The sequence below is a fragment of the Actinomyces howellii genome, from assembly GCF_900637165.1.
In the GTDB taxonomy this organism is placed as follows: domain Bacteria; phylum Actinomycetota; class Actinomycetes; order Actinomycetales; family Actinomycetaceae; genus Actinomyces; species Actinomyces howellii.
Genome location: NZ_LR134350.1, coordinates 26001 through 49655, shown reverse-complemented (window position 1 = coordinate 49655; position 23655 = coordinate 26001). Strand labels below are relative to the sequence as shown.

15 protein-coding genes and 4 tRNA genes are annotated in these 23655 nt (G+C 71.6%); 5 read left to right on the top strand and 14 right to left on the bottom strand.

Annotated features, from left to right (window positions below; all coding sequences use genetic code 11):
• Positions 1-3: 3 nt before the first annotated feature.
• The 7 genes from EL245_RS00250 to EL245_RS00220 form a co-directional block, all read right to left on the bottom strand.
• Positions 4-2787, bottom strand: coding sequence for a DNA translocase FtsK (locus EL245_RS00250; RefSeq protein WP_126381042.1), 2784 nt, complete (start codon positions 2785-2787; stop codon positions 4-6).
• Positions 2788-2866: 79 nt separating this feature from the next.
• Positions 2867-3799 carry a PfkB family carbohydrate kinase gene (locus EL245_RS00245; RefSeq protein WP_126381040.1) on the bottom strand — a complete coding sequence of 311 codons (933 nt, stop codon included), beginning with the start codon at positions 3797-3799 and terminating at the stop codon, positions 2867-2869.
• 19 nt (positions 3800-3818) lie between these two features.
• A complete protein-coding gene (locus EL245_RS00240; RefSeq protein WP_126383807.1) occupies positions 3819-5453 on the bottom strand; it encodes a ribonuclease J in 1635 nt (544 codons plus the stop codon).
• 216 nt (positions 5454-5669) lie between these two features.
• Positions 5670-5745 (bottom strand) — tRNA-Glu (locus tag EL245_RS00235).
• Between the two features lie 33 nt (positions 5746-5778).
• Positions 5779-5851 (bottom strand) — tRNA-Glu (locus EL245_RS00230).
• A gap of 33 nt (positions 5852-5884) precedes the next feature.
• Positions 5885-5957 (bottom strand) — tRNA-Glu (locus tag EL245_RS00225).
• A 67-nt stretch (positions 5958-6024) separates the two neighbouring features.
• Positions 6025-6096, bottom strand: a tRNA-Gln gene (locus EL245_RS00220).
• Between the two features lie 302 nt (positions 6097-6398).
• Between EL245_RS00220 and EL245_RS00215 the strand changes: the two genes are divergently transcribed.
• Entirely contained in the window at positions 6399-7202 is an 804-nt protein-coding gene (locus tag EL245_RS00215; RefSeq protein WP_126381039.1) for a hypothetical protein, read from the top strand.
• A gap of 172 nt (positions 7203-7374) precedes the next feature.
• Here EL245_RS00215 and gltX read toward each other — a convergent pair whose 3' ends face one another.
• Positions 7375-8976 carry a glutamate--tRNA ligase gene (gltX, locus tag EL245_RS00210; RefSeq protein WP_126381037.1) on the bottom strand — a complete coding sequence of 534 codons (1602 nt, stop codon included), beginning with the start codon at positions 8974-8976 and terminating at the stop codon, positions 7375-7377.
• 194 nt (positions 8977-9170) lie between these two features.
• Here gltX and EL245_RS00205 point away from each other — a divergent pair, with 194 nt between their 5' ends.
• The 3 genes from EL245_RS00205 (at position 9171) to EL245_RS00195 (ending at position 12078) form a co-directional block, all read left to right on the top strand.
• Positions 9171-9881 carry a hypothetical protein gene (locus tag EL245_RS00205; RefSeq protein WP_126381035.1) on the top strand — a complete coding sequence of 237 codons (711 nt, stop codon included), beginning with the start codon at positions 9171-9173 and terminating at the stop codon, positions 9879-9881.
• A gap of 148 nt (positions 9882-10029) precedes the next feature.
• A complete protein-coding gene (locus EL245_RS00200; protein ID WP_126381033.1) occupies positions 10030-10797 on the top strand; it encodes a hypothetical protein in 768 nt (255 codons plus the stop codon).
• A gap of 69 nt (positions 10798-10866) precedes the next feature.
• The gene (locus EL245_RS00195) at positions 10867-12078 is read left to right on the top strand and encodes a MalY/PatB family protein (RefSeq protein WP_126381031.1); all 1212 of its coding nucleotides are present in this window, start codon (positions 10867-10869) and stop codon (positions 12076-12078) included.
• 39 nt (positions 12079-12117) lie between these two features.
• On the opposite strand, the gene EL245_RS00190 is transcribed toward EL245_RS00195, so the two are convergent.
• The 6 genes from EL245_RS00190 to EL245_RS00165 all read right to left on the bottom strand — a co-directional run bounded on the left by EL245_RS00190 (position 12118) and on the right by EL245_RS00165 (position 20780).
• Positions 12118-12942 (bottom strand): fumarylacetoacetate hydrolase family protein, encoded by an 825-nt coding sequence (locus tag EL245_RS00190; RefSeq protein ID WP_126381029.1) that lies wholly within the window; start codon positions 12940-12942, stop codon positions 12118-12120.
• Between the two features lie 222 nt (positions 12943-13164).
• Complete coding sequence (locus EL245_RS00185; protein WP_126383805.1) at positions 13165-14748, bottom strand: alanine/glycine:cation symporter family protein; 1584 nt, start codon at positions 14746-14748, stop codon at positions 13165-13167.
• Positions 14749-14887: 139 nt separating this feature from the next.
• The gene (locus EL245_RS00180; protein WP_126381027.1) at positions 14888-16414 is read right to left on the bottom strand and encodes an alanine/glycine:cation symporter family protein; all 1527 of its coding nucleotides are present in this window, start codon (positions 16412-16414) and stop codon (positions 14888-14890) included.
• Positions 16411-17916, bottom strand: a complete 1506-nt coding sequence (locus EL245_RS00175; protein WP_408608408.1) for an alanine/glycine:cation symporter family protein — start codon at positions 17914-17916, stop codon at positions 16411-16413. The genes EL245_RS00180 and EL245_RS00175 overlap by 4 nt, the downstream gene beginning before the upstream one ends.
• A 66-nt stretch (positions 17917-17982) precedes the next feature.
• Entirely contained in the window at positions 17983-19527 is a 1545-nt protein-coding gene (locus tag EL245_RS00170; RefSeq protein WP_126381025.1) for an alanine/glycine:cation symporter family protein, read from the bottom strand.
• A gap of 143 nt (positions 19528-19670) precedes the next feature.
• Positions 19671-20780, bottom strand: coding sequence for a DUF4241 domain-containing protein (locus EL245_RS00165; protein ID WP_126381023.1), 1110 nt, complete (start codon positions 20778-20780; stop codon positions 19671-19673).
• Positions 20781-20927: 147 nt separating this feature from the next.
• Between EL245_RS00165 and EL245_RS00160 the strand changes: the two genes are divergently transcribed.
• A complete protein-coding gene (locus EL245_RS00160; RefSeq protein WP_232009795.1) occupies positions 20928-23627 on the top strand; it encodes a DEAD/DEAH box helicase in 2700 nt (899 codons plus the stop codon).
• Positions 23628-23655: the final 28 nt, after the last annotated feature.

Below are 23655 nucleotides of genomic sequence, written 5' to 3'. Positions count from 1 at the left end.
CGGTTACCAGGAGCCGCCGCGGCCCGTCAGGCTCCAGGCGTCCTCGGAGTCGGGGTCGGCGGAGTCGTCCTCCCACGACGCGGACTCCGGCGTCGCGCTCGAGGCGCCCACCGGGTCCTGGCCGTAGCGGTCGGCGGGCAGGACGGAGGTGGCGGCCGCACCGGCCTGCGGGTCGTTCGCCTGGTCGCCGGCCTGCGGACCGGGGGCCTCATCGGCTGAGCCAGGGGCCGCGCCCTCCCCACGGATCCAGGCCAGGGTCTCCTCGAGCTGCTCGGGGGCGACGAGCACGTCACGGGCCTTGGAGCCCTCCGAGGGCCCGACGACCTCGCGCGACTCGAGCAGGTCCATGAGGCGCCCCGCCTTGGCGAAACCGACGCGCAGCTTGCGCTGAAGCATCGAGGTCGAACCGAACTGGCTCGTGATGATGAGCTCGGCGGCCTGCAGGAGCAGGTCCATGTCGTCGCCGATCTCCTCGTCGATCTGCTTCTTGACCTCCGGGACGACGACGTCCTCGCGGTACTCCGGGGTGAGCTGTGCCTTGACGTGCGCGACGACCGCACGGATCTCCGTCTCGGTCACCCAGGACCCCTGGACGCGCACGGGCGTCGAGGCGCCGGGCCCCAGGTAGAGGGCGTCACCCTGCCCGGTCAGGGTCTCGGCGCCGTTCTGGTCGAGGATGACGCGCGAGTCGAGCTGGGAGGCGGTGGCGAAGGCCAGGCGGGAGGGCACGTTGGACTTGATGAGACCGGTGACCACCTGGGCGACGGGGCGCTGGGTGGCCAGGACGAGGTGGATCCCTGCGGCGCGGGCCAGCTGGGTGATGCGCTGGATCGAGGCCTCGACGTCCTTGGGCGCGGTCATCATGAGGTCGGCGAGCTCGTCGACGACGACGAGCAGGTAGGGGTAGGGGGCGATGACCCGCTGGGAGCCGGGCAGTGGCTCGACCGCCCCCGCGCGCACCGCGGCGTTGAAGTCGTCGATGTGCTTGTAACCGAAGGAGGCCAGGTCGTCGTAGCGGGCGTCCATCTCGCGCACGACCCACTCCAGGGCCTCGGCCGCCTTCTTCGGGCTCGTGATGATGGGGGTGATGAGGTGGGGGATGCCCTCGTAGATCGTCAGCTCGACCCGCTTGGGGTCGATGAGCACCATGCGGACGTCCTCGGGAGTCGCGCGCATCATGATCGAGGTGATCATCGAGTTGACGAAGGAGGACTTGCCCGAGCCCGTCTGCCCGGCCACGAGCATGTGGGGGGTCTTGGCGAGGTTGGTCACGACGTAGTCGCCCTCGACGTTCTTGCCCAGTCCCACGACGAGCGGGTGCGCCTGCTTCTTCGCGGCCTGGGAGCGCAGGACGTCACCGAGCTTGACCATCTCCCTGTCGGCGTTGGGGATCTCCACGCCGATGGCGCTCTTGCCCGGGATGGGGGTCAGGAGGCGGATCTCGTCGCTGCCTACCGCGTAGGCGATGTTCTTCTCCTGGCTGGTGACCCGCGAGACGTTGACCCCTCGCCCGAGGTGGACCTCGTAGCGGGTGACCTGTGGGCCCCTCGTGTAGCCGGTGACCGTGGCCTCGACGTTGAAGTCGGCGAAGACGCTCTGGAGGGTCGACACGATCGTGTCGTTGGCCTCCGTGCGGGTCGCGTGCCCCGGCCCCGGCTCGAGGAGGGAGTCCTCGGGCAGGGAGTAGGTCGTGCCGTCGGGCAGCGCCATGGCCGACATCTCCGACATGGCGATCTGGTCGGCCAGGTCCGGCTCGTCGAGGGAGGGGGTCTCCTCGGTGACCGCGTCGGGCTCGGCGGGGGGCACCGGTCGCGAGGCCGGGGCGCGGCCGGCGCCCTGCCGCGGACGCAGGGCGGGCGGGTCGTCCCGCCCGGCGCCGACCGGCTCGCCGGGCACGGGGTCGGGCAGGACGGAGGTCTGCGAGAAGTCGTCTCCCAGGGGGGCCGAGGCCTCGTCCTGGACGGGCACGACCGAGGTCTCCTGCTTGGGGGTCGTACGCCGCCGCCGGCCGCTGCCGCGCGGCCTGCGCTCGGTCTCCAGGGCGGAGCGGAAGGGCTCGTCGCCGTCGTAGCCCTCCAGGACCGAGGTGTCCGAGGCGTCCGAGTCCTCCTGCCTCCCGCCCAGGCCACGGCGCACCCGGGACAGGGTGCGTGTGGCCAGGGAGTCCCCCTGACCACCCCGCCCGTCCTGGCCGTCGTCGGCCCCGGCACGGCGCTCGGCCAGGAGCTCGCGGATGTCGGCCACCGTCCTGCCCGAGACGACGAGCGAGGAGAAGGCGATGAGCAGGAGGAACAGGAGGACGGCGGCCACCGGGCCGAACAGGAGGGCCAGCGGGTACCCGGCCACCCAGCCCAGCAGTCCGCCGGCGGCCTCCAGCGGTGCGATCCCGTAGGACAGGGAGGGGTTGCCGGAGGTGACCTGGATGATGCCGGTGACCCCCGTGAGCACCCCGAGGGCGCCCACGGCGATCCGGGCGTGGACCCGCCCCATGGAGCGCACCCGCAGCATCGCCACGCCCAGCGCCCCCAGGAGCAGCGGGACGACGAGTCCGAGCACCCCGACGGGCCCGGCGGCGATGTGGTGGAGGACCCCGCCGGCGGCGCCGGAGACGCCGAACCACTCGCGCAGGCCGGTGACCACGGCCAGGGCGAGGATGACGAAGGCCCAGCCGGTGCGCCGGTAGCGGCTCCCCGCCGGGCGGGACTGTGCGGGCATTGACTGGGTCCTGGGCGCGCCCTGGCGTCCAGCGCCGCGGGCGGAGGGTCCGGGTGTTGAGGATCTGGCCATGGTGGTCACGACGCTAGCCGCAGGGAGCGCGCCGTCGCCACTGCCACGCCGCCGCCGGGCGCGGTCGTGCGTCACGTCGTCACGGGGCGGGCGAGCCCTGACGGGCGATGAGGGCGTCGATCTCGTCGCGCCGGGGTGAGCGGGCCGGACCGATCCTGGCCACGGCCTCGCCTGCGGCGGCGTTGGCCCGCCTGGCGGCCGCGACGACGTCGAGCCCGTCCATGAGCCCCGAGACGAGGACGCCGGTGTGGGTGTCCCCCGCACCCGTGGTGTCGACGACCTCACGGGCGAAGCCGGGGACCTCGATCCGCTCGGAGCCCACAGGCCACAGCTCGCAGCCGTGGACACCCGTGCGGCGCACGATGAGCGCTCGCGGGCAGGCCGCGCGCAAGGCGGAGGGACTGCCCAGGCGCGCCACGAGCCGCGTCATCTCGAGGTGGTTGCCGGTCAGCAGCGTCGTGCGCCCGAGCAGGGGCATGAGGACCTCGTCAGGCAGGTCGGGCTCGACGGGCCCCAGGTCGATGACGAGGCCCACGCCCTCGGGCAGGTCGAGGAGCCAGGACAGGAGCACCGCTGAGCTGGTCGGGTGGACGAGGTCGTAGCCGGTGGCGTAGACCCAGTCCCCCTCCTGGAGCTCGAGGCGGTCGAGGTCCTCCTTCTGGGGCTCGGCCTCGACGCCCTCGGTCGTGATGAAGGTGCGTCGGCCTCCGGCCTCGATGAGCGTGGTGCACGTACCGATGTCTCCGACGAGCTCCTCGACGAGCAGCTCGACGCCGTCGTGCATCATCGCGGCGCGCACGAGCGCCGAGTTGGGGCCGGTTCCCAGGGTGGCGGCCAGCGCGGCCGGCAGGCCCTGGCGGGCGACGGCCGACACGACCGTGAACCCTCCTCCGACGGCGGGGCCGGTGGAGGTGGCCGTCACGGCCCCGCCCGAGGGCGGGACGTGGCTGACGTGCAGAGGCAGGTCGATGAGGACCGAGCCGGTGGAGATGAAGCACGCTGGTCTGCGCATGACCGGACCCGCCGCGACCTCAGGCCTCGATGACCACGGGCACGATCATCGGGCGGCGCCGCAGCCGTCGTCCGATCCACCTGCCCACCGTGCGGCGCATGACCTGCTGGAGGGAGTGGGCGTCGGCCTTGCCGGTGGACATCGCCTCGGACAGGGCGGTGGTCACCTCGGGCAGGATCTCGTCGAAGACCGAGTCGTCCTCCGCCACGCCCCGGGCCTGGATGTCCGGGCCGGCCAGGATGGTCCCGGTCTTGGTCTCCACCACCGCGTAGATGGACACGAAGCCCTCCTCAGCCAGGATGCGTCGGTCCTTGAGCTCGGCCTCGTCGATCTCCCCGACCGAGGAGCCGTCGACGTAGACGTAGCCGCAGGGGACCGAGCCGGCGATGGAGGCCCTGCCGTCGAGGAGGTCGACGACGACGCCGTCCTCGCACAGCACGACGCGCGTGGGGTCGATGCCGGTCTTGACCGCCAGTGCGCCGTTGGCCACGAGGTGGCGGATCTCGCCGTGGATGGGCATGACGTTGGAGGGCTGGACGATGTTGTAGACGTGGAGGAGCTCCTCGGAGGAGGCGTGCCCCGAGACGTGGACCTTGGCGTTGCCCTGGTGGACCACGCGCGCGCCCAGGCGCATGAGCTGGTTGATGACGCGGAACACGGAGTTCTCGTTGCCGGGGATGAGCGAGGAGGCGAAGATGACGGTGTCCCCCGGCTCGACGGTCACCGATCGGTGCTCCCCGTGCGCCATCCGGGACAGTGCCGCCATCGGCTCGCCCTGGGAGCCGGTGACCATGAGGACGCGCTCGTCGGCGGGAAGGGACGTGACGTCGCGGGCGTCGACGAGCACGCCGTCAGGCACCTTGAGGTAGCCGCGCTCGGCGGCGATGCCCATGTTGCGGACCATCGACCGGCCGATGAGCGCCACCCGCCTGCCGTGGTAGGAGGCGGCGTCGAGGACCTGCTGGACGCGGTGGACGTGGCTGGCGAAGGAGGCGACGATGATCTGCTGGTCGGACTCGGCGAAGACGGTGTCGAGAACCTGCCCGATCTCGTTCTCGTGCCCCACCATCCCGGGGACCTCGGCGTTGGTGGAGTCGACGCAGAACAGGTCGACCCCCTCCTCACCGAAGCGGGCGAAGGAGCGCAGGTCGGTGATCCTGCCGTCAATGGGCAGGGAGTCCATCTTGAAGTCGCCGGTGGCCAGGACGTTGCCCACCTCGGTGCGCACGAAGACCGCCATCGCGTCGGGGATGGAGTGGTTGACCGCGACGAACTCCAGGTCGAAGGGGCCGTAGGCGACCTCCTCGTGCTCGGAGACGACACGCAGGACCGGACGGATCCTGTGCTCCTTGAGCTTGGCGTCGACGAAGGCCAGGGTGAGCTCGGAGCCGACCAGAGGGATGTCGGGGCGCAGGCGCAGCAGGTAGGGCACCCCGCCGATGTGGTCCTCGTGGCCGTGGGTCAGGACCATGGCGACGACGTCGTCGAGGCGGTCCTCGATGTAGCTGAAGTCCGGGAGGATGAGGTCGACGCCGGGCTGGTCCTCCTCGGGGAACAGGACGCCGCAGTCGATGATGAGCAGCTTGCCGTCGACCTCGTAGACGGTCATGTTGCGACCGACCTCGCCCAGGCCGCCCAGCGGGACGATGCGCATCGCGCCGTCGGGGATCGGTCCGGGAGCCTTGAGCACGGGGAAGTTTGTCACGTCAGTATCCTACCCAGCCGGTGTCGTCGAGTCCGCGCGATCCGTGCGAGGCGCCACGGCGCGCGGGTCATCGCGGGTCATGGGGCGGGCCGTCGCTCGCGGGGATGACGCAGGAGGTCCGGCACGGCGCAGGCCCGGTCTGTCGACCGGGCCCGTGACGCCTCGTGGTACCCCGTACCGGATTTGAACCGGTGCTGCCGCCGTGAGAGGGCGGTGTCCTGGGCCGCTAGACGAACGGGGCCCGTGATCCAGGATCTGTGCAGGTCCTGGTTCGTACCCCGTACCGGATTTGAACCGGTGCTGCCGCCGTGAGAGGGCGGTGTCCTGGGCCGCTAGACGAACGGGGCCCGTGATCCAGGGCCTGTGCAGGTTCTGGTTCGTACCCCGTACCGGATTTGAACCGGTGCTGCCGCCGTGAGAGGGCGGTGTCCTGGGCCGCTAGACGAACGGGGCGAGTGATCCAGTTGTGGTGAAGGGCGACGGGGCGGACCGTACAGGACTCGCTCTCGAATGCTCCTCGCTGGGGTACCAGGACTCGAACCTAGAATGGATGAACCAGAATCACCTGTGTTGCCAATTACACCATACCCCAATATGCATGGCGGCTCCGAGCGGCTGGCGCCCGGGGCAGCGGGAGACAATCTACACGCGGCCCTCCGGGCTGCCAACTCCGGTACACGTGAGTGCAGCCACAGTCGCCCTGTGCTCCCTGTCAGGCCGGAGGCGCCCGGGGCGGGCGGTCCGGCCGCCGGGTCCTGACCGGCACGGGCTGCCGGCCCGCACCGCCCTCGGCAGACTATCGCGCACAGTAGACTTCCATTGGCTCCCTGAGCGATCACCCAGCGATCAACCAGCGACCAGAACTGGACACGCGCCGAACCTCTGGAGGCAACGATGACTCCCCCGCCACCGCACAGGCCCGTACCGCGGGCTCGACGTCGCACCGCACGTACCCTGGCCGCCGGGCTGTGCCTGACCACCGCCCTCGCCCTGGCGGCGTGCTCGGACTCGACAGGCTCCGACTCCGCGGCCTCGGACCCGACCACCACAGGACGCGCGGGGCTGGCGACACGGACCGCGGCCCCGACCATGGACCCGGTCCCGACCGCCTCCCCCACCAGGGCCTCGGGGCTCGCCACGCGCACGGGCGCACCGCCGTCGTTCTCGCCACGCCCCGCCTGGACTCCCCCGTCCCTCAAGTTCTACAACGAGGACTACTCGGTGTGGTACCAGGACGACTCCGTGGTCAACTCCGACGCCGTGACGGAGCACGGCAACATCGAGGGGTACCGCACCCACTCGGGCACCTGCATCGGCTATGAGACCCGCGACATCTCCGAGGCCATCTACCGCATCCAGCTCGACGACGACACGATGAGCGCCTCCCTCGTCCCCGTCAACGAGTCCACCATCTCCGAGTACACGGAGTGGAGCCGCGAGACGCTCGACCTCGTGCGCGACGACGGAGGCACGATGGAGGGCTACTCCATCACGTGGAGCGGCGTCTTCACCTACGACGACGGCACGACCGAGATGGTCGAGGGCTACAAGTTCGCCCGTGCCGTGGGCGCAGCCGGGCTGGAGTTCTCGGTCATGGCGATGTGCAAGGTCGGGAGCAACATCACCCCCGACCAGTGGCAGACCATCCTCAGGGGCATCCGCATCGAGGGGCTGACGGCCGGCAAGATGGTCCAGTAGGGGTCCAGGCCCCGCCGGTCCCGGTCTGGTCCCGGTCTGGTCCCGGTCTGGTCCCGGTCACGAGCGCGCCCCGGTGGGGCGGCGGACGACAGCGCCGTCACCCCACCGGGGCCGAGGATCAAGACCGATACAGGGGCCTGCGGGGGTCCACAGGGGCCGAGGTCGAGGCCGCTCAGGCCAGGCGGCTGCGCAGGGCGCGCAGGCGCTCCAGGCAGGTGCCTCGCCCCAGGATCTCCATGGACTCGAACAGCGGAGGGGACACCTGGCGTCCGGTCACCGCCACGCGCACCGGCCCGAAGGCGAGGCGCGGCTTCATCCCCAGGCCCTCGACGATGGCGGCACGCAGGGCCTCCTCGAGCGCCGCGGCGTCCCACTCGGTGTCGGGCAGCGCCTCCAGGGCGCTGATCGCCGCGTCGAGGACTGCGGGGGCGGAGTCCCTCAGCTTGGCCGCGGCCGTCTCATCGACCGCGAAGGCGTCCTCGGTCACGAGGAGGAACCCGAGCATCTGGCGCGCCTCGCCCAGGAGCTGGACACGGGTCTGGATGAGCGGCGCCGCGGCGGTGAGGATCGTCTGCTCACGCTCGGTCAGGGAGGCGAAGTCGCCGGCCGACACGAGCGGGTCGGGCTCCCAGCCGGGGTCGGTGGGGTCGGGGTAGGAGTCAGCGAGGTAGGGCACGAGCCGGTCACGGAAGTCGGTCGGCTCGAGCCTGCGGATGTGCTCGGCGTTGATCGCCTCGCACTTCTTGGGGTCGAAGCGGGCAGGGTTGGGGTTGACGTCGTGGACGTCGAAGGCAGTGACCATCTCCTCGACCGTGAACACGTCCCGGTCCTTGGCCAGGGACCAGCCGAGCAGCGCCAGGTAGTTGAGCAGCCCCTCGGGGACCATGCCGCGACGACGGTGGATGAGGAGGTTGGACTGCGGGTCGCGCTTGGACAGCTTCCGGTTGCCCTCACCCATGACGTAGGGGAGGTGACCGAACTCGGGCACGGCCTGGGCCCGCCCGATCGCCGCGAGCGCCCGGTACAGGACGATCTGGCGAGGGGTGGAGGACAGAAGGTCCTCGCCGCGCAGGACGTGGGTGATGCCCATGGCGGCGTCGTCGACGGGGTTGACCAGCGTGTACAGGGGCTGCCCGCCGGCCCTCACGACGACGTAGTCAGGCACGGACCCGGCCTTGAAGGTGATGGGGCCGCGCACGAGGTCGGTGAAGGTGATGTCCTCCTCGGGCATCCGCATGCGCAGCACCGGGAGGCGCCCCTGGGCACGGTAGGCCGCCCTCTGCTCCTCGGTGAGCTCCCGGTCGAAGCCGTCGTAGCCGAGCTTGGGGTCCCGCCCCTGGGCGCGGTGCCGCTCCTCGATCTCCTCGGGGGTGGAGTAGGACTCGTAGAGGTAGCCGGCCTCGAGGAGCTCGTCAGCGACCTGCCGGTAGAGCTCCATGCGCTGGGACTGCCGGTAGGGCTCGTGGGGGCCGCCCTTGTCCAGGCCCTCGTCCCAGTCGAGGCCGAGCCAGGCCAGGGAGTCGACGATGGCGTGCAGGGAGTCCTCGGAGTCCCGGGCGGCGTCGGTGTCCTCGATCCGGAACACGAAGGTCCCGCCGGTGTGGCGGGCGTAGGCCCAGTTGAACAGGCAGGTGCGCACGAGGCCCACGTGCGGGGCACCGGTGGGCGAGGGGCAGAAGCGTACGCGGACGGGGCTCGATCCCTGGGGAGGAACGGCGGGCGGGGTGGTCCCGGGGGCCGGCACGGTCGAGGCGGTCGAGGAGGTCTCAGTCATGATGCGCCCAGCCTAGATGATCGGCTCCTGGGAGGTGCCCCCTGCGCTGCGGGCCGGTTCCCCCGCGCAGGCCGGGTCCTGGGGGGTCCTCCCCATGGTTGGTCGAGGCAGGGACCGGTTACCGTTCTCGCAGCACCGCTGACAGTGATGTCAGAGGTCCTCATGGTCCGCTGTTCCCGAGATCGGAGTCCGTCATGGGATCGTCCCTGTCCACCTCCCCCTTCCGTTCCACCCGGCTGCGCCGTCTCGGGGCGCTGACGGCCCTGACCCTCGGGCTCCCCGCCCTGGCCGCCTGCGGCGAGCAGACGCCGGTCACCACCGCCCCCGAGCCCTCGTCCTCGGTGACCCAGGAGCCGAGCGCCTCCCCTGAGGACGACGGCCAGGCCAGCAGCGACCCGACCTGGATCGCCGAGGGCGAGGGCGCCGCCTGGTGGGTGCTGCCGTCCTCGGCGCAGGGGTGGGAGGTCACTGCCTGGGAGGACGAGGGGGTCAACCAGCTCCAGCGCGACGACGGCTGCCAGATCACCTCCCAGCAGAACCTCCTCGACACCGACGCCAGTGACCGCGAGGAGTCCGATGCCTGGCCGGAGGCGGCCGTGGACACCTACGAGCGCGCGGGATTCACCGACATCACGTACACGACGAGTGACGACTCCACCTCCGTGCGAGCCGAGGGCACCTCCGAGCACGTCGAGCTGGTCCGCATGGAGGTCAGCTACACCGGCACCGACGGAGTCAGCTACACCGGCGTGCGCTGGTTCCGGGCCTTCACCCAGATCGACGTACCCGTGATCCTCCAGCTGTCCTACTTCTGCCCGACCGACGCCTACGACGGCGCCGCGCTCGACACCCTCCTCGAGGACATCGCCATCGGCAACCCTGATCCCCTGGACATGGATGAGTGAGACCGGGTGACGAGGCGCCGGCAGCTCGCCGACGGCACACCCGACACACACCGGTCCGCTCCTCCTGGCCCCCTGGGCACACGACATCGACCACCCTCGACCGCTCTCGACCGCCCCGGTCCCGACACGAACGACAGGAACAACGACGATGACACCCTTCTCGCAGATGACGGCACAGCCACGGTCAACGGCCCCCGCCAGGGCGAGCGGCGTCGGGCTGGCGCGCAGGAGCGTCGCGCTCGTGCTCGGCACGGTGCTCACCGCGGGCGGCCTCGCCGCCTGCGGTGAGCAGGTTCCGGTGTCCGGGCCCTCCGGCTCGAGCACGACCGCGCAGGCCCCGCAGGACAGCGGGACGACTCCGCCTGAGCAGGACCCGACCCAGCCCACCGAGACCTCCCAGGACCCGAGCACCGACGGGCAGGACGACTCGCTGGTCCCCGTCTGGACCTTCCCGGTGATGGCCGAGGGCTGGTACCTGACGACCTGGGACACCGACGGCGTCAACCAGCTCGATAACGACGAGGGCTGCTCCTTCACCACCCACCAGAACTACTACTCCGGTGGCGGGACGAACGACCGGGAGGCCACGACCTCGATGGTCGAGCCGGCCATGGCTGCCTGGGAGAACGCCGGCAGCTCGGGCCTGACCTACGAGACCAGTGACGACGTCGACACGATCCGCGACGTCGGCGGCGTGCGCCTGGAGTCCATCCGGATGGACTTCAGCTACGTCGGCGGGGACGGCACCCCGTTCACCGGCGTCGAGTGGGTGCGGGTGTTCACCGGCACCTCGACGCCGGTCGAGATGAGGGTGAGCTACGTGTGCCCGACCGACGCCTACTCGGACACCGACCTGGCCACCTTGATGGAGGACACGACGGTCACCAACCCCGGTGAGCCCGACATGGACGCCTGAGCGTCCCGGTCTCGGGCGGGGGACGAGCCGCCTCGCCCCCCGCCCCGGCGGGGGGCCTAGACTCGGCCCATGACCGGGACCTTTGACGCCGCCAGCACGCTCGTCGACTTCGACGCCCTCACCCCTGCGGTGCTCCGCAGCCGCGGGTCCTTGAAGTGGTCGCAGTACCCCGGTGACGTCATCGCCGCCTGGGTGGCTGAGATGGACCTGGGCACGGCCCCGGCCGTCAGGCAGGCCCTGGAGGGGGCCGTCCAGGACGCCGCCCTGGGCTACATGCCCGCCGGGCTCGCCCTGTCGGCGCGCACGGCGGTCGCACGCTTCCACGAGGAGGCGTTCGGCTGGTCCGTCCCCGTGGAGGACGTGAGCCTCCTGCCCGACGTGCTCTCGGCCCTGGCGGCGCTCATCGACCACCACACCCGGCCCGGATCGGCGGTCATCGTCCCCACACCCGCCTACATGCCGTTCCTGTCGATCCCCGGCGCGCACGGGCGCCGCTGCATCGAGGTGCCTGCCCTGCGCGGCCAGGGCCGGTCCTCCTGGGGCCTGGACCTCGAGGCGATCGAGGCGGCGATGGCGCAGGGGGCCGGCCTGCTCGTGCTGTGCAACCCGTGGAACCCGGTCGGCCGGGTGCTGTCCCCCGCCGAGCTCGACGCCGTGGCGGCGCTGTCCGCCCGCTACGGGGTGGTCGTCCTGTCCGACGAGATCCACTCCTCCCTCGTCATCGAGCCCGGTGCCGTCCACACGCCCTACGCCTCGCGCCCGGGAGCCGATCCTGCTCTCACCTTCACCGCGACCGCCGTGTCCAAGGGCTGGAACGTCCCGGGCCTCAAGTGCGCCCAGCTCATCGCCTCGGGACCGGGCCGCAGGGCCTGGCAGGCCAGCCCGCTGTCGGCCGGGCTGGACGACCAGGCCTCGGCGCTCGGGGCCCGGGCCGTGGTGGCTGCGCTCAGTGCCGAGGGGCTGGCGTGGAACTCGCTCGTGCGGGACTACGTGCGGGCCAATGCTGAGCTCGTGGCCCGGGCGCTGGCACCGGTTGAGGGCGTGGAGGTCACCGTCCCCCAGGGCACGTACCTGGCGTGGCTCGACTGCTCGGGGCTGGCGCTGCCCGAGGGGCTGAGCCCCGCCGCCTTCTTCCGTCGTGAGCCGGGGGTGGCCATGAACGCGGGACGCGCCTTCGGAGCGGGCTACGAGTCCTTCTGCCGGCTCAACCTCGCCACAGGGCGGGCGCTGGAGGAGCAGACCGTCTCCCGCCTCCTTCAGGCCGTCGCCTCCCTGGGCTGAGGACCGCAGGCCGCCCCGCCGGGAGGTCCGCCGGACGGGTCAGCGGCGTAGGACGGGGTTGGACATGGAGCCGATGCCCTCGACGCTGACCTCGACGCGCTGTCCGGCGCGGATCTCCCCGACTCCCGCGGGGGTGCCGGTGAGCACGACGTCGCCGGGAAGGAGGGTGAAGAGGCGCGAGACGAAGGCGATGAGCTCGGGCACGGTGTGGATGAGGTCGCGGGTGCTGCCCTCCTGGACGACCAGCCCGTCCACGCGGGTGCGGATCGTGGCCGCGGCGGGGTCGAAGCCCGCCTCCGTCCCGGGGTCGGGCACCTCGATCCACGGACCCAGCGGACAGGAGGTGTCAAAGGACTTGGCCCGCGTCCATGTGGTGTCCTGGCGCTGGCGGTCGCGGGCGGTCACGTCGTTGGCCACCGTGTACCCCAGGACGACCCGGTGGGCGTCGGCCGGGTCGATGTCCTTGGCCACGGTGCGGATGACGACGGCGAGCTCGGCCTCGTAGTGGACCTCGTCTGACCACTCCGGCAGGACGATGGGAGCGTCGGGACCGATGACGGCGGTGTTGGGCTTGAGGAACACGACCGGTTCCGCGGGTGGCTCGGAGCCCATCTCGGCGGCGTGAGCGGCGTAGTTCTTCCCGATCCCCACCACCTTGGAGCGCGGGATGACCGGCGAGACGAGGCGCGCCTCGCTCAGGGGCACCACCTGCCCGGTCGCCTCGGGCAGGGTGTAGAGAGGGTCGCCCTTGAGGACGATGAGGTGGCCGGCCGACTCCCCCGAGGGACTGGGGTCCTCAGGGTCCAGGCCCTCGACGATGCCGTAGCGGAGCTCGTCGCCGGCGGAGAAGCGTGCGATCTTCATGGCAGCAGCCTAGACGTTTGATTCCACGGGGTAGGGGTAGGGGCACGGGCCAGGACGCCCGAGGCCGGGCCAGGCGACACGAGGCCGGGGCTGATGGCACAAGCCCCGGACTCACCCACCGACGAGCGCAAGGTCCCGCGCGACATGCCCGCCCGACCACCACCATCTCGCCGGCCCTCCTCGACGCCGACGCCCCGCGGGCTCTCGGCCGCGCAGCGGCCCTCAGCGCTCGACGGGACCCGGCTGGTCGGCCGGCTGGTCGGCAGCAGCCTGGCCGACGGGCCTGCCCGCGTTCTGCGCGCTCCACACGTCCCCGGGCAGGTCGCCCGGCAGGTGGGGGTTGTCCTCGGCCACGAAGCGGATCTCCTCGATCTCCCCCGCGGCCAGGCGCCTGCGCTGGTCCTCCCAGTCGGCCAGCGCGCCGAAGGCCCACCTGCCGAGCAGGACGATGGCCACGATGTTGATGATCGCCATGAGCCCCATGACGACGTCGGACAGGTTCCACACGAAGGTGAGCGAGGCCACCGAGCCCACGACCGTGGCCACGACGATCATCGTGCGCAGCCCGTAGTGCTTGTGCCCTGTCCCGCGCAGGAAGTCCATGTTGACCTGGGCGTAGGTGTAGTTGCCCAGCAGGGAGGAGTAGGCGAAGACGAAGATGACGGCGGCCATGAGGTACTCGGCCCAGCCGCCCAGGACATGGCCGATGGACTCCGAGGTGAGGGTCGAGGCGGCGTCCTTGGCGGCCTGGGGGTCGACCTCGGCCAGGGCCATCGTGCCCTCCGGGGTGTAGACGCCGGAGAGCAGCACGATGAGGGCGGTGGCGGTGCACACGATGATCGTGTCGACGAAGACGCCCAGGGACTGGATGAGGCCCTGCTGGACGGGGTGGGCCACGGTTGCGGTCGCCGCCGCGTTGGGCACCGATCCCTCACCGGCCTCGTTGGAGAACAGGCCGCGCTTGATGCCGTTGAGGGCCGCTGCCGTCACGCCCCCGGCGATGCCGGCCACCGCCTCGTTGAGGCCGAAGGCTCCCTCGATGATGCTCCACAGGGCGCCGGGGATCGCGTCGATGTTGAGGGCGAGGACGACCAGCGCCATGAGGGCGTAGACCCCGGCCATGACCGGCGCCATCCACTCGGCGACCTTGGCGACCCCCGTGATGCCCGAGAAGATGACCGGGGCCGTGATGAGGACGAGGACGACGGCGGTCACCCACGGCTCGACGCCGAAGGTGCCCTTCATCACTCCTGCGATCGCGTTGGCCTGGGTGGCCTCGTAGGCGAAGCCGAAGACGAAGGTGATGACGACGGCGAAGACGCAGGCCCAGCGCCGCGAGCCCAGGCCTCGGGTGATGTAGTAGGCGGGACCGCCCCTGAAGGTCCCCTCGGGGTGGCGGATCTTGTACATCTGGGCCAGGGTCGACTCGATGAAGCCGGTGGCCATGCCGACCAGGGCCACGACCCACATCCAGAACACCGCACCCGGGCCGCCCAGGGTGATGGCCAGGGCCACACCGACGATGTTGCCCGTCCCCACGCGCGAGGCCAGGCCGATCGTGAAGGCCTGGAAGGAGGAGATGCCACCCTCTGCCTGACCGCGGGAGCCGGTGATCGCCGAGAGCATCGCCCCGAAGAGGCGGAGCTGGAGCGCGCGGGTGCGCACGGTGAACCAGATCCCGGCGGCGATGAGCAGCCATGCGAGCAGCTGTCCGTACAGGTAGCCCGAGACGGTGTCCAGGAAGGCGGCGGGCCCGTCGAAGAAGCCCGCAGCGGGCATCATCGCAGTGGGCATCGCAGCAGGCATCGCGGTGGACGCCGTGAGCGCTGTGGGGAGCATGGGACCTCCGTGGTCGTGGGGCGTGAGGGAGGGAGAACCGTCAGGGCCGTCAGGGCCGTCAGAGCCGTCAGAGCCGTCAGGGGCTGAGGCCGCGGCGCCGAGCAGGCTAGGACGGCTGTGTTTCAGTGTGGTGTCGTGGGTCGGTCCGACCCGGTGTCGGGGTCCAGCGTCCCGGCCAGGAGTCCGGGTCGAGAGCCCCGGGCAGGTGCGGGTTGCCCTCGGCCACGAAACGCGGCTGTCCGGGCGCCCCCTCGCCCGCGGCGAGAGCGGCCCGCTGCTCCTCCCAGTCCGCCAGCGCCCCACGCACCCAGCCGGTGAGGGCGACCAGGGCGATGAGGTTGAGGACCGCGCCGACGCCCAGCATGATGTCGGCCAGGGTCCACACCGTGCTCAGGGCCATGCCCCCGCCGACGAGGGTGCAGGCGACACCTGCGACCCGCAGGGCGGTGTTCGCCCACGGGCGGCGAGTGAGGTAGTCGAGGCAGACCTCGGCGTAGGAGAAGGCGCCCAGGATCGTGGAGTACGCCAGGACGAGGATGAGCACGGTCATCGGCCAGGCCGTCCAGCTCCCCAGGGTCGAGGTGACGGCCGTCTGGGTGAGCGTGCCTGCGACGTCGGGGTCCTCGGCCCCTGTCACCCCCGCGGTGTACACCCCGGGGTCGGCTGCGCCGGCGATGAGGATCGCCAGCGCCGTCGCCGTGCACACCCCGATCGTGTCGAGGAAGACCCCGAAGGCCTGGATGAGGCCCTGCTGGACCGGGTGGGCGACGGTGGCCGACCCGGCGGCGCAGGCGGCGCCCCCCAGACCGGCCTCGTTGGAGAACAGGCCGCGGCGCACGCCGTTGAGCATGGCGGCGGTCACTCCCCCGGCCACGCCGGCCAGCCCGGCCCGCAGGCCGAATGCGCCCGCGACGATGTCCTCCAGCGCCTCGACGGCCTGGACGGGGTGGAGGACGATGATGACCGCCACGAGCAGGAGGTAGACCCCCGCCATGATGGGGGCCATCCACTCGGTGACCCGGGCGATCGAACGCAGGCCGCCCAGGAGCACGGGTGCCACGAGGAGGGCCACGAGCGCCGCGCCCAGCCACGGGGTCAGGTCGGCGGAGGCCTGGAGCGCCTCCGTCATCGCGTTGGCCTGGACCATCGGCATGGCCAGCCCGTTGGCGAGCATGAAGACGACGGCGAAGACGGCGCCCAGGACGGGGGCGCGCAGGCCCCGGGAGATGTAGTAGGCGGGGCCGCCCCTGAAGGTGCCGTCACCCCGGCTCACCTTGAACAGCTGGCCCAGTGTCGCCTCGGCGAAGGCGGTGGACATGCCGACCAGGGCCACCACCCACATCCAGAACACCGCTCCCGGTCCGCCCAGCACGAGCGCCAGGGCGACCCCGACGATGTTGCCGGTGCCCACCCGGCAGGCCAGGCCGATGGCGAAGGCCTGGAAGGAGGAGACCCCGCCGCCTGCTCCCCTGCGTGAGCCCAGGACGGAGCTCAGGACCGCGCCGGCGTGGCGCACCTGGACGGCCCGCGTCCTGACGGTGCACCACAGCCCGGCACCGAGGAGCAGCCAGATGAGCAGCGAGCCGAACAGCCAGTCCGACACCGCCTTGAGGACCTCGTTGACGGCGGTCATGCCCGACCCCCCTCGGTGGCAGGAGCGGTGGCGTCCTGGCCGGAGGGCGCCTCCCAGATGCCCTCGAGCACGTCCCCGGGCAGATGGGGGTTGGAGTGCCCGACGAAGACGGGGTCCTTGCCGGCTCGCAGCTGGGCGTCGAAGTCACGCAGCGCGCCGACGGCCCAGGGGGCCAGACGGACGATGACGACGAGGTTGAGCAGGCCGAGCAGGCCCAGCGCGATGTCGGTCAGCGCCCACACGATCGGAAGTGACAGGACGGTGCCTGCGAAGGCGGCTGCGGTGAGCAGGACCCCGAAGGCCTGCTCGGCGCGCAGCTGTCCGCCCAGGTAGTTGACGTTGACCTGGGAGTAGGAGTAGCAGCCCAGCACGGTGGAGAAGACGAGCACGAAGATGAGCACGACCATGGGCCAGGTGGTCCAGGCCCCCAGGTGCTCGACCACCGCCTGCTGGGTGAGCACCGCACCGACGAGGTCCTCCCGACCCGGCTGGTAGGTGTCGGTGGCCAGGAGGATGAGCATGCCCGTGGCCGTGCACACGAGGATCGTGTCGATGAAGACCCCGAAGCCCTGGATGAGCCCCTGACGCACCGGGTGGGACACCGTGGCGGTGCCTGCCGCGTTGGGCACGGTGCCCAGGCCCGCCTCGTTGGAGAACAGGCCGCGGCGCACGCCGTTGAGCACGGCGGCCACCGCGCCGCCCGCCGTGCCGAACAGCGCCTCGTCGACGCCGAAGGCGCCGCGCAGCACGGAGGACAGGACCTCGGGCACCTGCCCGAGGTTGAGGACGATGACGACGAGGGTGACCAGGACGTAGACGAGCGCCATGATCGGCGCCATCCACTCGGTGACACGCGCCACCGACCGCAGGCCGCCCAGGACGACGGGTGCGGTGAGCAGGACGAGGGCGACACCCACCATCCAGGGGGCGACCTGGGGCACGGTGGCGTTGAGGACACCGGCCAGGGCGTTGGTCTGCACCATGACGACTGTCACCCCGACGCTGGCGATGCACAGGACGGCGAAGACCGCTCCCCAGGTGCGCGACCCGAGACCGTTCTTGATGTAGTAGGCAGGGCCGCCCCGGAAGGTGAAGTCGCGGCCGCGCTCCTTGAACAGCTGGGCGAGGGTCGACTCGATGAAGCTGGTCGCCATGCCGATGACCGCGACCACCCACATCCAGAACAGGGCACCGGGCCCGCCGGCCACGACGGCCAGGGCCACGCCCGCGACGTTGCCGATGCCGACCCGGGCCGCCAGGCCCACGGCGAAGGCCTGGAAGGAGGAGATGCCTCCCTGCGCCCCTGACCGGGAGACGGCCACGGAGCGCAGCATCGTGCCGAAGTGGCGGAACTGGACCCCTCGGCTGCGGACGGTGAGGTACAGGCCCACGGCCACGAGGAGGGCGGCGAGCACGTAGGTGTAGAAGACGTCGTCGATGGTCTTGAGGGTCTGCTCGACCTCGGCCATCGTGGCCGTCGGGGTCAGGGTCGGGGTCATCATCATGCTCCGGTGGTGACGCTGCCCAGGTGGTCCCGGGCAGTGGTGCGGACGGATCGTGCCGGACGGCTAGGGCTGGGGCTCGGAGGCGGCCCGATCAGCGGCGGGGACTGCGGGGTCCTGGGCCTGCTCGCCGGCAGGCTCGCCACCTCGGGGCGCCCACACCTCGCCGGGCAGGTCGCCGGGAAGGTAGGGGTTCGCGGTGCCGACGAAGACGGGCGAGTCGACACCGGCCCGGCGCTGTGCCTCGTAGTCGCGCAGGGCGCCCAGCCCCCAGCGGGCCAGCGCCAGGAGCGCCACGAGGTTGGTGACCGTCATGACCGCCATGGCGATGTCGACGGTGTTCCACACGAGATCCAGGGTGGCCAGGGATCCGACGACCACGGAGGCCACCGAGATGATGCGCACCGCCCAGGTCGCCCACCTCGCGCGGGTGATGAAGGCCATGTTGGTCGCCGAGTACACGTAGGCGGCGATGATCGAGGAGTAGGCCAGGACGAAGATGAGGACCGCCATCGGCATGATAGTCCACCCGCCGAGCTCGCTGGCCACGGCCAGGGTCGTCAGGTTCGCCGGGTTGACGCCCGGGGCGCCCCAGACCTGGGGACCGGCGATGAGGATGACGAAGGCGGTGGCGGTGCACACGATGATCGTGTCGATGAACACCCCCAGGGACTGGATGAGGCCCTGCTTGACCGGGTGGTCGACGGTGGCGGTCGCCGCCGCGTTGGGGGCGGTGCCCTGACCGGCCTCGTTGGAGAACAGGCCGCGCTTCGTGCCGTTGACGACCGCGGCGAGCACTCCCCCGCCCAGGCCGCCCACGAGCGGCTCGGGGGCGAAGGCGCCCTGGACGATCTGGGTGATGACCGCGCCGAACTGCCCGATGTTGAGCACGACGATGACGGCCACCATGGCGACGTAGATGAGCGCCATGATCGGCGCCATCCACTCCGTGACCCTGGCCACCGACCGGATGCCCCCGAAGATGACCATCGAGGAGAAGACGAACAGGAGCGCGGCGATGACCAGCTGGGCCGGGCTCAGGCCGCCCAGGCCCTCCAGCGGCGAGGCGCCGGTGTCTCCCAGGGCCGCCAGGAGGGTGCCGGCGATCGCGTTGGCCTGCACCGAGGTGATGACGAAGGCGCAGGTGATGACGGTGATGACGGCGAAGACGGAGGCCAGGACCCGGTTGCGCATGCCTGCAGCCATGTAGTAGGCGGGGCCTCCGCGGAAGGTGCCGTCCTGTGCACGCACCTTGAACATCTGGGCGAGCGTGGCCTCGAAGAAGGCGGTCGACATGCCCACGAGGGCCACGACCCACATCCAGAAGATCGCACCGGGGCCACCGAGGAGGAGCGCGGCCGCCACGCCGAAGACGTTGCCCACGCCCACGCGCGCGGCAAGGGAGATCGTGAAGGCCTGGAAGGAGGAGATCCCTCCCCCGGCGCCCTGGCGCGAGCCCAGGACGGTGCGCACCATCGTGGAGAAGTGGCGTACCTGCATGCCGCGTGAGGCGATGGTGAGCACGACGCCGGTGCCCACGAGCACCCACATGGTGACGTGTGCGGTGATCCAGTCGGCGATCGACAGGAGCGAGGCGGATAGAGCTTCCATAGGCGGGAACCTTCGCGCAGGAGGAGGTGGGCAACGGCAGGCATCGTCTCACACCACGCCGCGCCCCGGGGCAAGGGCGGCCTGCCGCGAGACCGGCACAGCACGGCACAGCACGGTGGCGGTGCTGCGGCCCGCGTGCGGCCTCAGCCCGCCTCGGGCACCGGCTCCCACAGCAGGCCGTAGTCGATGACGAGCTGGACGGGCCTGCCCTGCCCGTCCAGGCCCCAGTAGACGCCATAGCCGCCATCGCCCCATCCCGATCGCGTGACGACGCCCACCGGGCCGGTTCCGGGGTCGAGGAGGGCGGCGTCGGTGCTGACCCACGCCCTCATCGCACGGCTCCAGTCCCTGTGGCTCATCGACAGGTAGGACACGGCGTCGACGACGGCGCCCGTGCCGGAGTCGACCCCGATGACGAAGCCGGCGCCTGGTGCCAGGAGAGCACGCTGCCACCGAACCGGACGGGTGTTGTCGAGCACCGCGCGCACCGCCGCGACTCTCTCCTCGCTCCTGACGACCACGGCCTGCCCCGTGGCGGAGCCGGGCTCAACGGTCAGGGCGCACACCTGCATGAGCCCGTCGTGGTAGCCGGGGTCGCCCACGGCCAGCACCCCGCCGTGCGAGAACGTCCCGAGCTCGACGAGCTCGGTGTCAACCACCTCCGCCTCGGCCCTGGCCCTGGCCAGCTCGGCGCGCAGGGCCTCCTCGCTGTCCTCCCTGTCGTCGTCCGGGGGCAGGTCCGCCGCGGTGAGCGCGACCCTGGCGCGCCCCGTGGCGAACACGGCGTCGAGGTCGGGGTTGTCGTCCTCATCCAGGTCGCTCAGGGCCTTGGTCAGCCGCGCCTCCTCGAGCAGGGACCTGAGGGCGGCGGCACTCGTGATCGGCGAACCCGGCTCGTCGTAGAACCCGGTGATCTGCGCGATGCGCCAGTCCCCCTCCACCTCGACGAGCTCCACCTCGTAGACGGCGGGGCCCGACGCCCTACGCCCGTCCTCGAGGCGGAGCCGGGCGGCAGTGCCGTAGACCTCGACCCGCGAGACGACCATGGCGGGGTCGAACTCGGCCCGGGACGAGAAGCCGCCGACCGGCGCGTCGACCGCGGGGTCGGCGAAGTGGGCCCGCTCGAGGGCCGTCAGCCTTGCGCGCCAGGAACCGAAGAGGTCGGCTTCGCGGTCGCCCATCAACGGCAGGACCTCGGCGTGGGCCGCGGCGTAGTCGACGAGGAAGGCCTCGACACGGGCTCTGGGATCCATCGGCCTCTCCTGGTTGTCCTGGTTGTCCTGGTTGTCCTGGCCGGTCGTGCGGGTACGCCGCCATCATCTCATCGTGGTGCTCGTGAGGGGCCGATCGTCTTGCCCCCGTCCCCCGGGGGGCCGCCGCGCCCGTGAGACGATGGCCGCATGGCTCCTTCCTCGGCGGTTCCCTCGCTCAACGCGATGCTCGACTCCCTCATCCCCGCCGACGACCCCGAGCGCGTCCCGGAGCCCGAGGAGCTCTACCTCGCCTTCAGCCAGTGGGCCGAGTCCACGGGCCGCCCCCTCTACCCCCACCAGGACGAGGCCCTGTCCCAGATCCTCGACGGCCGCCACGTCATCGCCGCCACCCCCACCGGGTCGGGCAAGTCGATGATCGCTCTGGCGGCCCACACCGCCTCCCTGGCCCGGGACGGGCGCTCCTACTACACGGCTCCGCTCAAGGCGCTGGTCTCCGAGAAGTTCTTCGAGCTCGTCGGCCTGCTGGGCGCCGAGAACGTCGGCATGGTCACCGGCGACACCGCGATCAACCCCGGGGCCCCGGTCGTGTGCTGCACCGCCGAGATCCTGGCCAACCAGTCCCTGCGCGAGGGCGAGACGATGGACGTCGACACCGTCGTCATGGACGAGTTCCACTACTACGCGGACCCTCAGCGCGGCTGGGCCTGGCAGGTCCCGCTGCTCGAGCTCCCGCAGGCGCAGATGGTCCTGCTCTCGGCGACGCTGGGGGACGTGTCCTTCTTCGTGCGGGACATGCGCGAGCGCACGGGCCGCGAGGTCGCCGTCGTCGACGACGCGGTGCGCCCGGTGCCCCTGGAGATGGACTACGTCGTCGAGCCGATCGGCGAGCTCCTCGAGCGCCTCGTCGGTCAGGGCAGGGCGCCGGTCTACGTCGTCCACTTCTCCCAGAAGGAGGCGATCGAGCGGGCCACCTCCCTGCTCAGCGTCGACCTGGGCGCGAGGTCCCGCAAGGCCGAGATCGCCGCCGCGCTGGGGGACTTCCGCTTCGGGGGCGGGTTCGGGGCGACGCTCTCGCGCCTGCTGCGTTCCGGGATCGGGGTCCACCACGCCGGGATGCTCCCGCGGTACCGCCGGCTCGTCGAGCGCCTGGCCCGTGAGGGGGTCCTGTCGGTCATCTGCGGCACCGACACCCTGGGGGTGGGCATCAACGTCCCGATCCGCTCGGTCGTGCTCACCAGCCTCGTCAAGTTCGACGGCGCCAAGGAGCGCCACCTCACCGCCCGGGAGTTCCACCAGATCGCCGGACGCGCCGGGCGAGCGGGATTCGACACTCGCGGCTACGTCGTCGTCCAGGCTCCCGAGCACGTCATCGACAACGCCAAGGCACTGGCCAAGGCGGGCGACGACCCGCGCAAGATCCGCAGGATCGTGCGCAAGAAGGCACCGGAGGGCCGGGTGAACTGGACGGACAAGACCTTCGAGCGCCTGCGCGAGGCGGCGCCGGAGACCCTGACGAGCCAGTTCCGGGTCACGACGACGATGGTCCTCAACCTCATGGAGCGCGACGCCGACCCCGTGCGGGCGATGGCCGGGCTGCTCGACCGCGTCCACGAGCCGCAGGCCGACAGGCGCCGTCACGTGCGACGCGCCGTGACGATCTACCAGTCCCTGCGCACCGCCGGCGTCGTCGAGCACGTCTCGAGCGCCCAGGCGCAGGCCGACGGGCGCCCCCGCCTGCGCCTGGCGGTCGACCTGCCCGAGGACTTCGCCCTCAACCAGCCCCTGGCCCCCTTCGCCCTGGCCGCCATGGACCTGCTCAACCTCGACTCCCCCGAGCACGCGCTCGACGTCGTCTCGGTGGTCGAGGCGACCCTCGACGACCCCCGCCCCCTCCTCTACGCCCAGCAGCGTGCGGCCCGCGGTGAGGCGGTCGCGGCGATGAAGGCCGAGGGCATGGACTACGACGAGCGCATGGCGGCGCTGGAGGAGATCACCTGGCCCCGGCCGCTGGCCGCGCTGCTCGCCCCCGCCCTGGAGATGTACAAGCAGTCCAACCCGTGGGTGGCCGAGGAGGAGCTGTCCCCCAAGTCGGTCGTGCGCGAGATGGTCGAGAACGCCATGACCTTCTCCGACCTGGTCTCCCGCTACGAGCTCGGCCGCTCCGAGGGGGTGGTGCTGCGCTACCTCTCCGACGCCTACCGGGCGCTGCGCCAGGTCGTGCCCGAGGAGCACCGCACCCCTGAGGTCGGTGAGGTCATCGAGTGGCTCGGTGGGCTCGTCCGGGCGGTGGACTCCTCCCTGCTCGACGAGTGGGAGGCCCTCGGGGCGGCCCAGGCCGGCCGGGTGGAGGCGGGAGCGGCCGTCCTGGCGGGCGACGACCCCGAGCGCGACGACTCGATGGGCGTCGAGCGCGCCTTCGGGGCCGACGCCGACGGACGCGTGGCCCTGACCCGCAACCTCCACGCCTTGCGCACGGCCGTGCGGCGCGAGATGTTCCGCCGTGTCGAGCTCATGGCCCGCGACGACGTCGAGGCCCTGGGGCGCCTGGACGCCTCGGCCGGCTGGGGTCAGGAGCGTTGGGACGAGGTGCTGGGGCGGTACTGGGAGGAGTACGACTGGATCGGCACGGACACCTCCTCCCGCTCGGTGGCGCTGGCGCCCCTGACCGAGGACCCGTCGGAGGCCGAGCTCGCGGCAGCCGGTGTCTCCGAGCGGCTGCGCGAGGCGCTCGAGCGCACGGGACGACGGGTCTGGCTCGCGACGCAGATCCTCCAGGACCCCGAGGAGGACCACGACTGGAGGCTGACGGCGCTGGTCGACCTGGCTGAGTGCGACGCCGCTGACCGGGTCGTCATCCACCTGCTGAGCGTCGGGCCGCAGGCATGACGGGCACGAGGGGCGCGAGGGGCGCGAG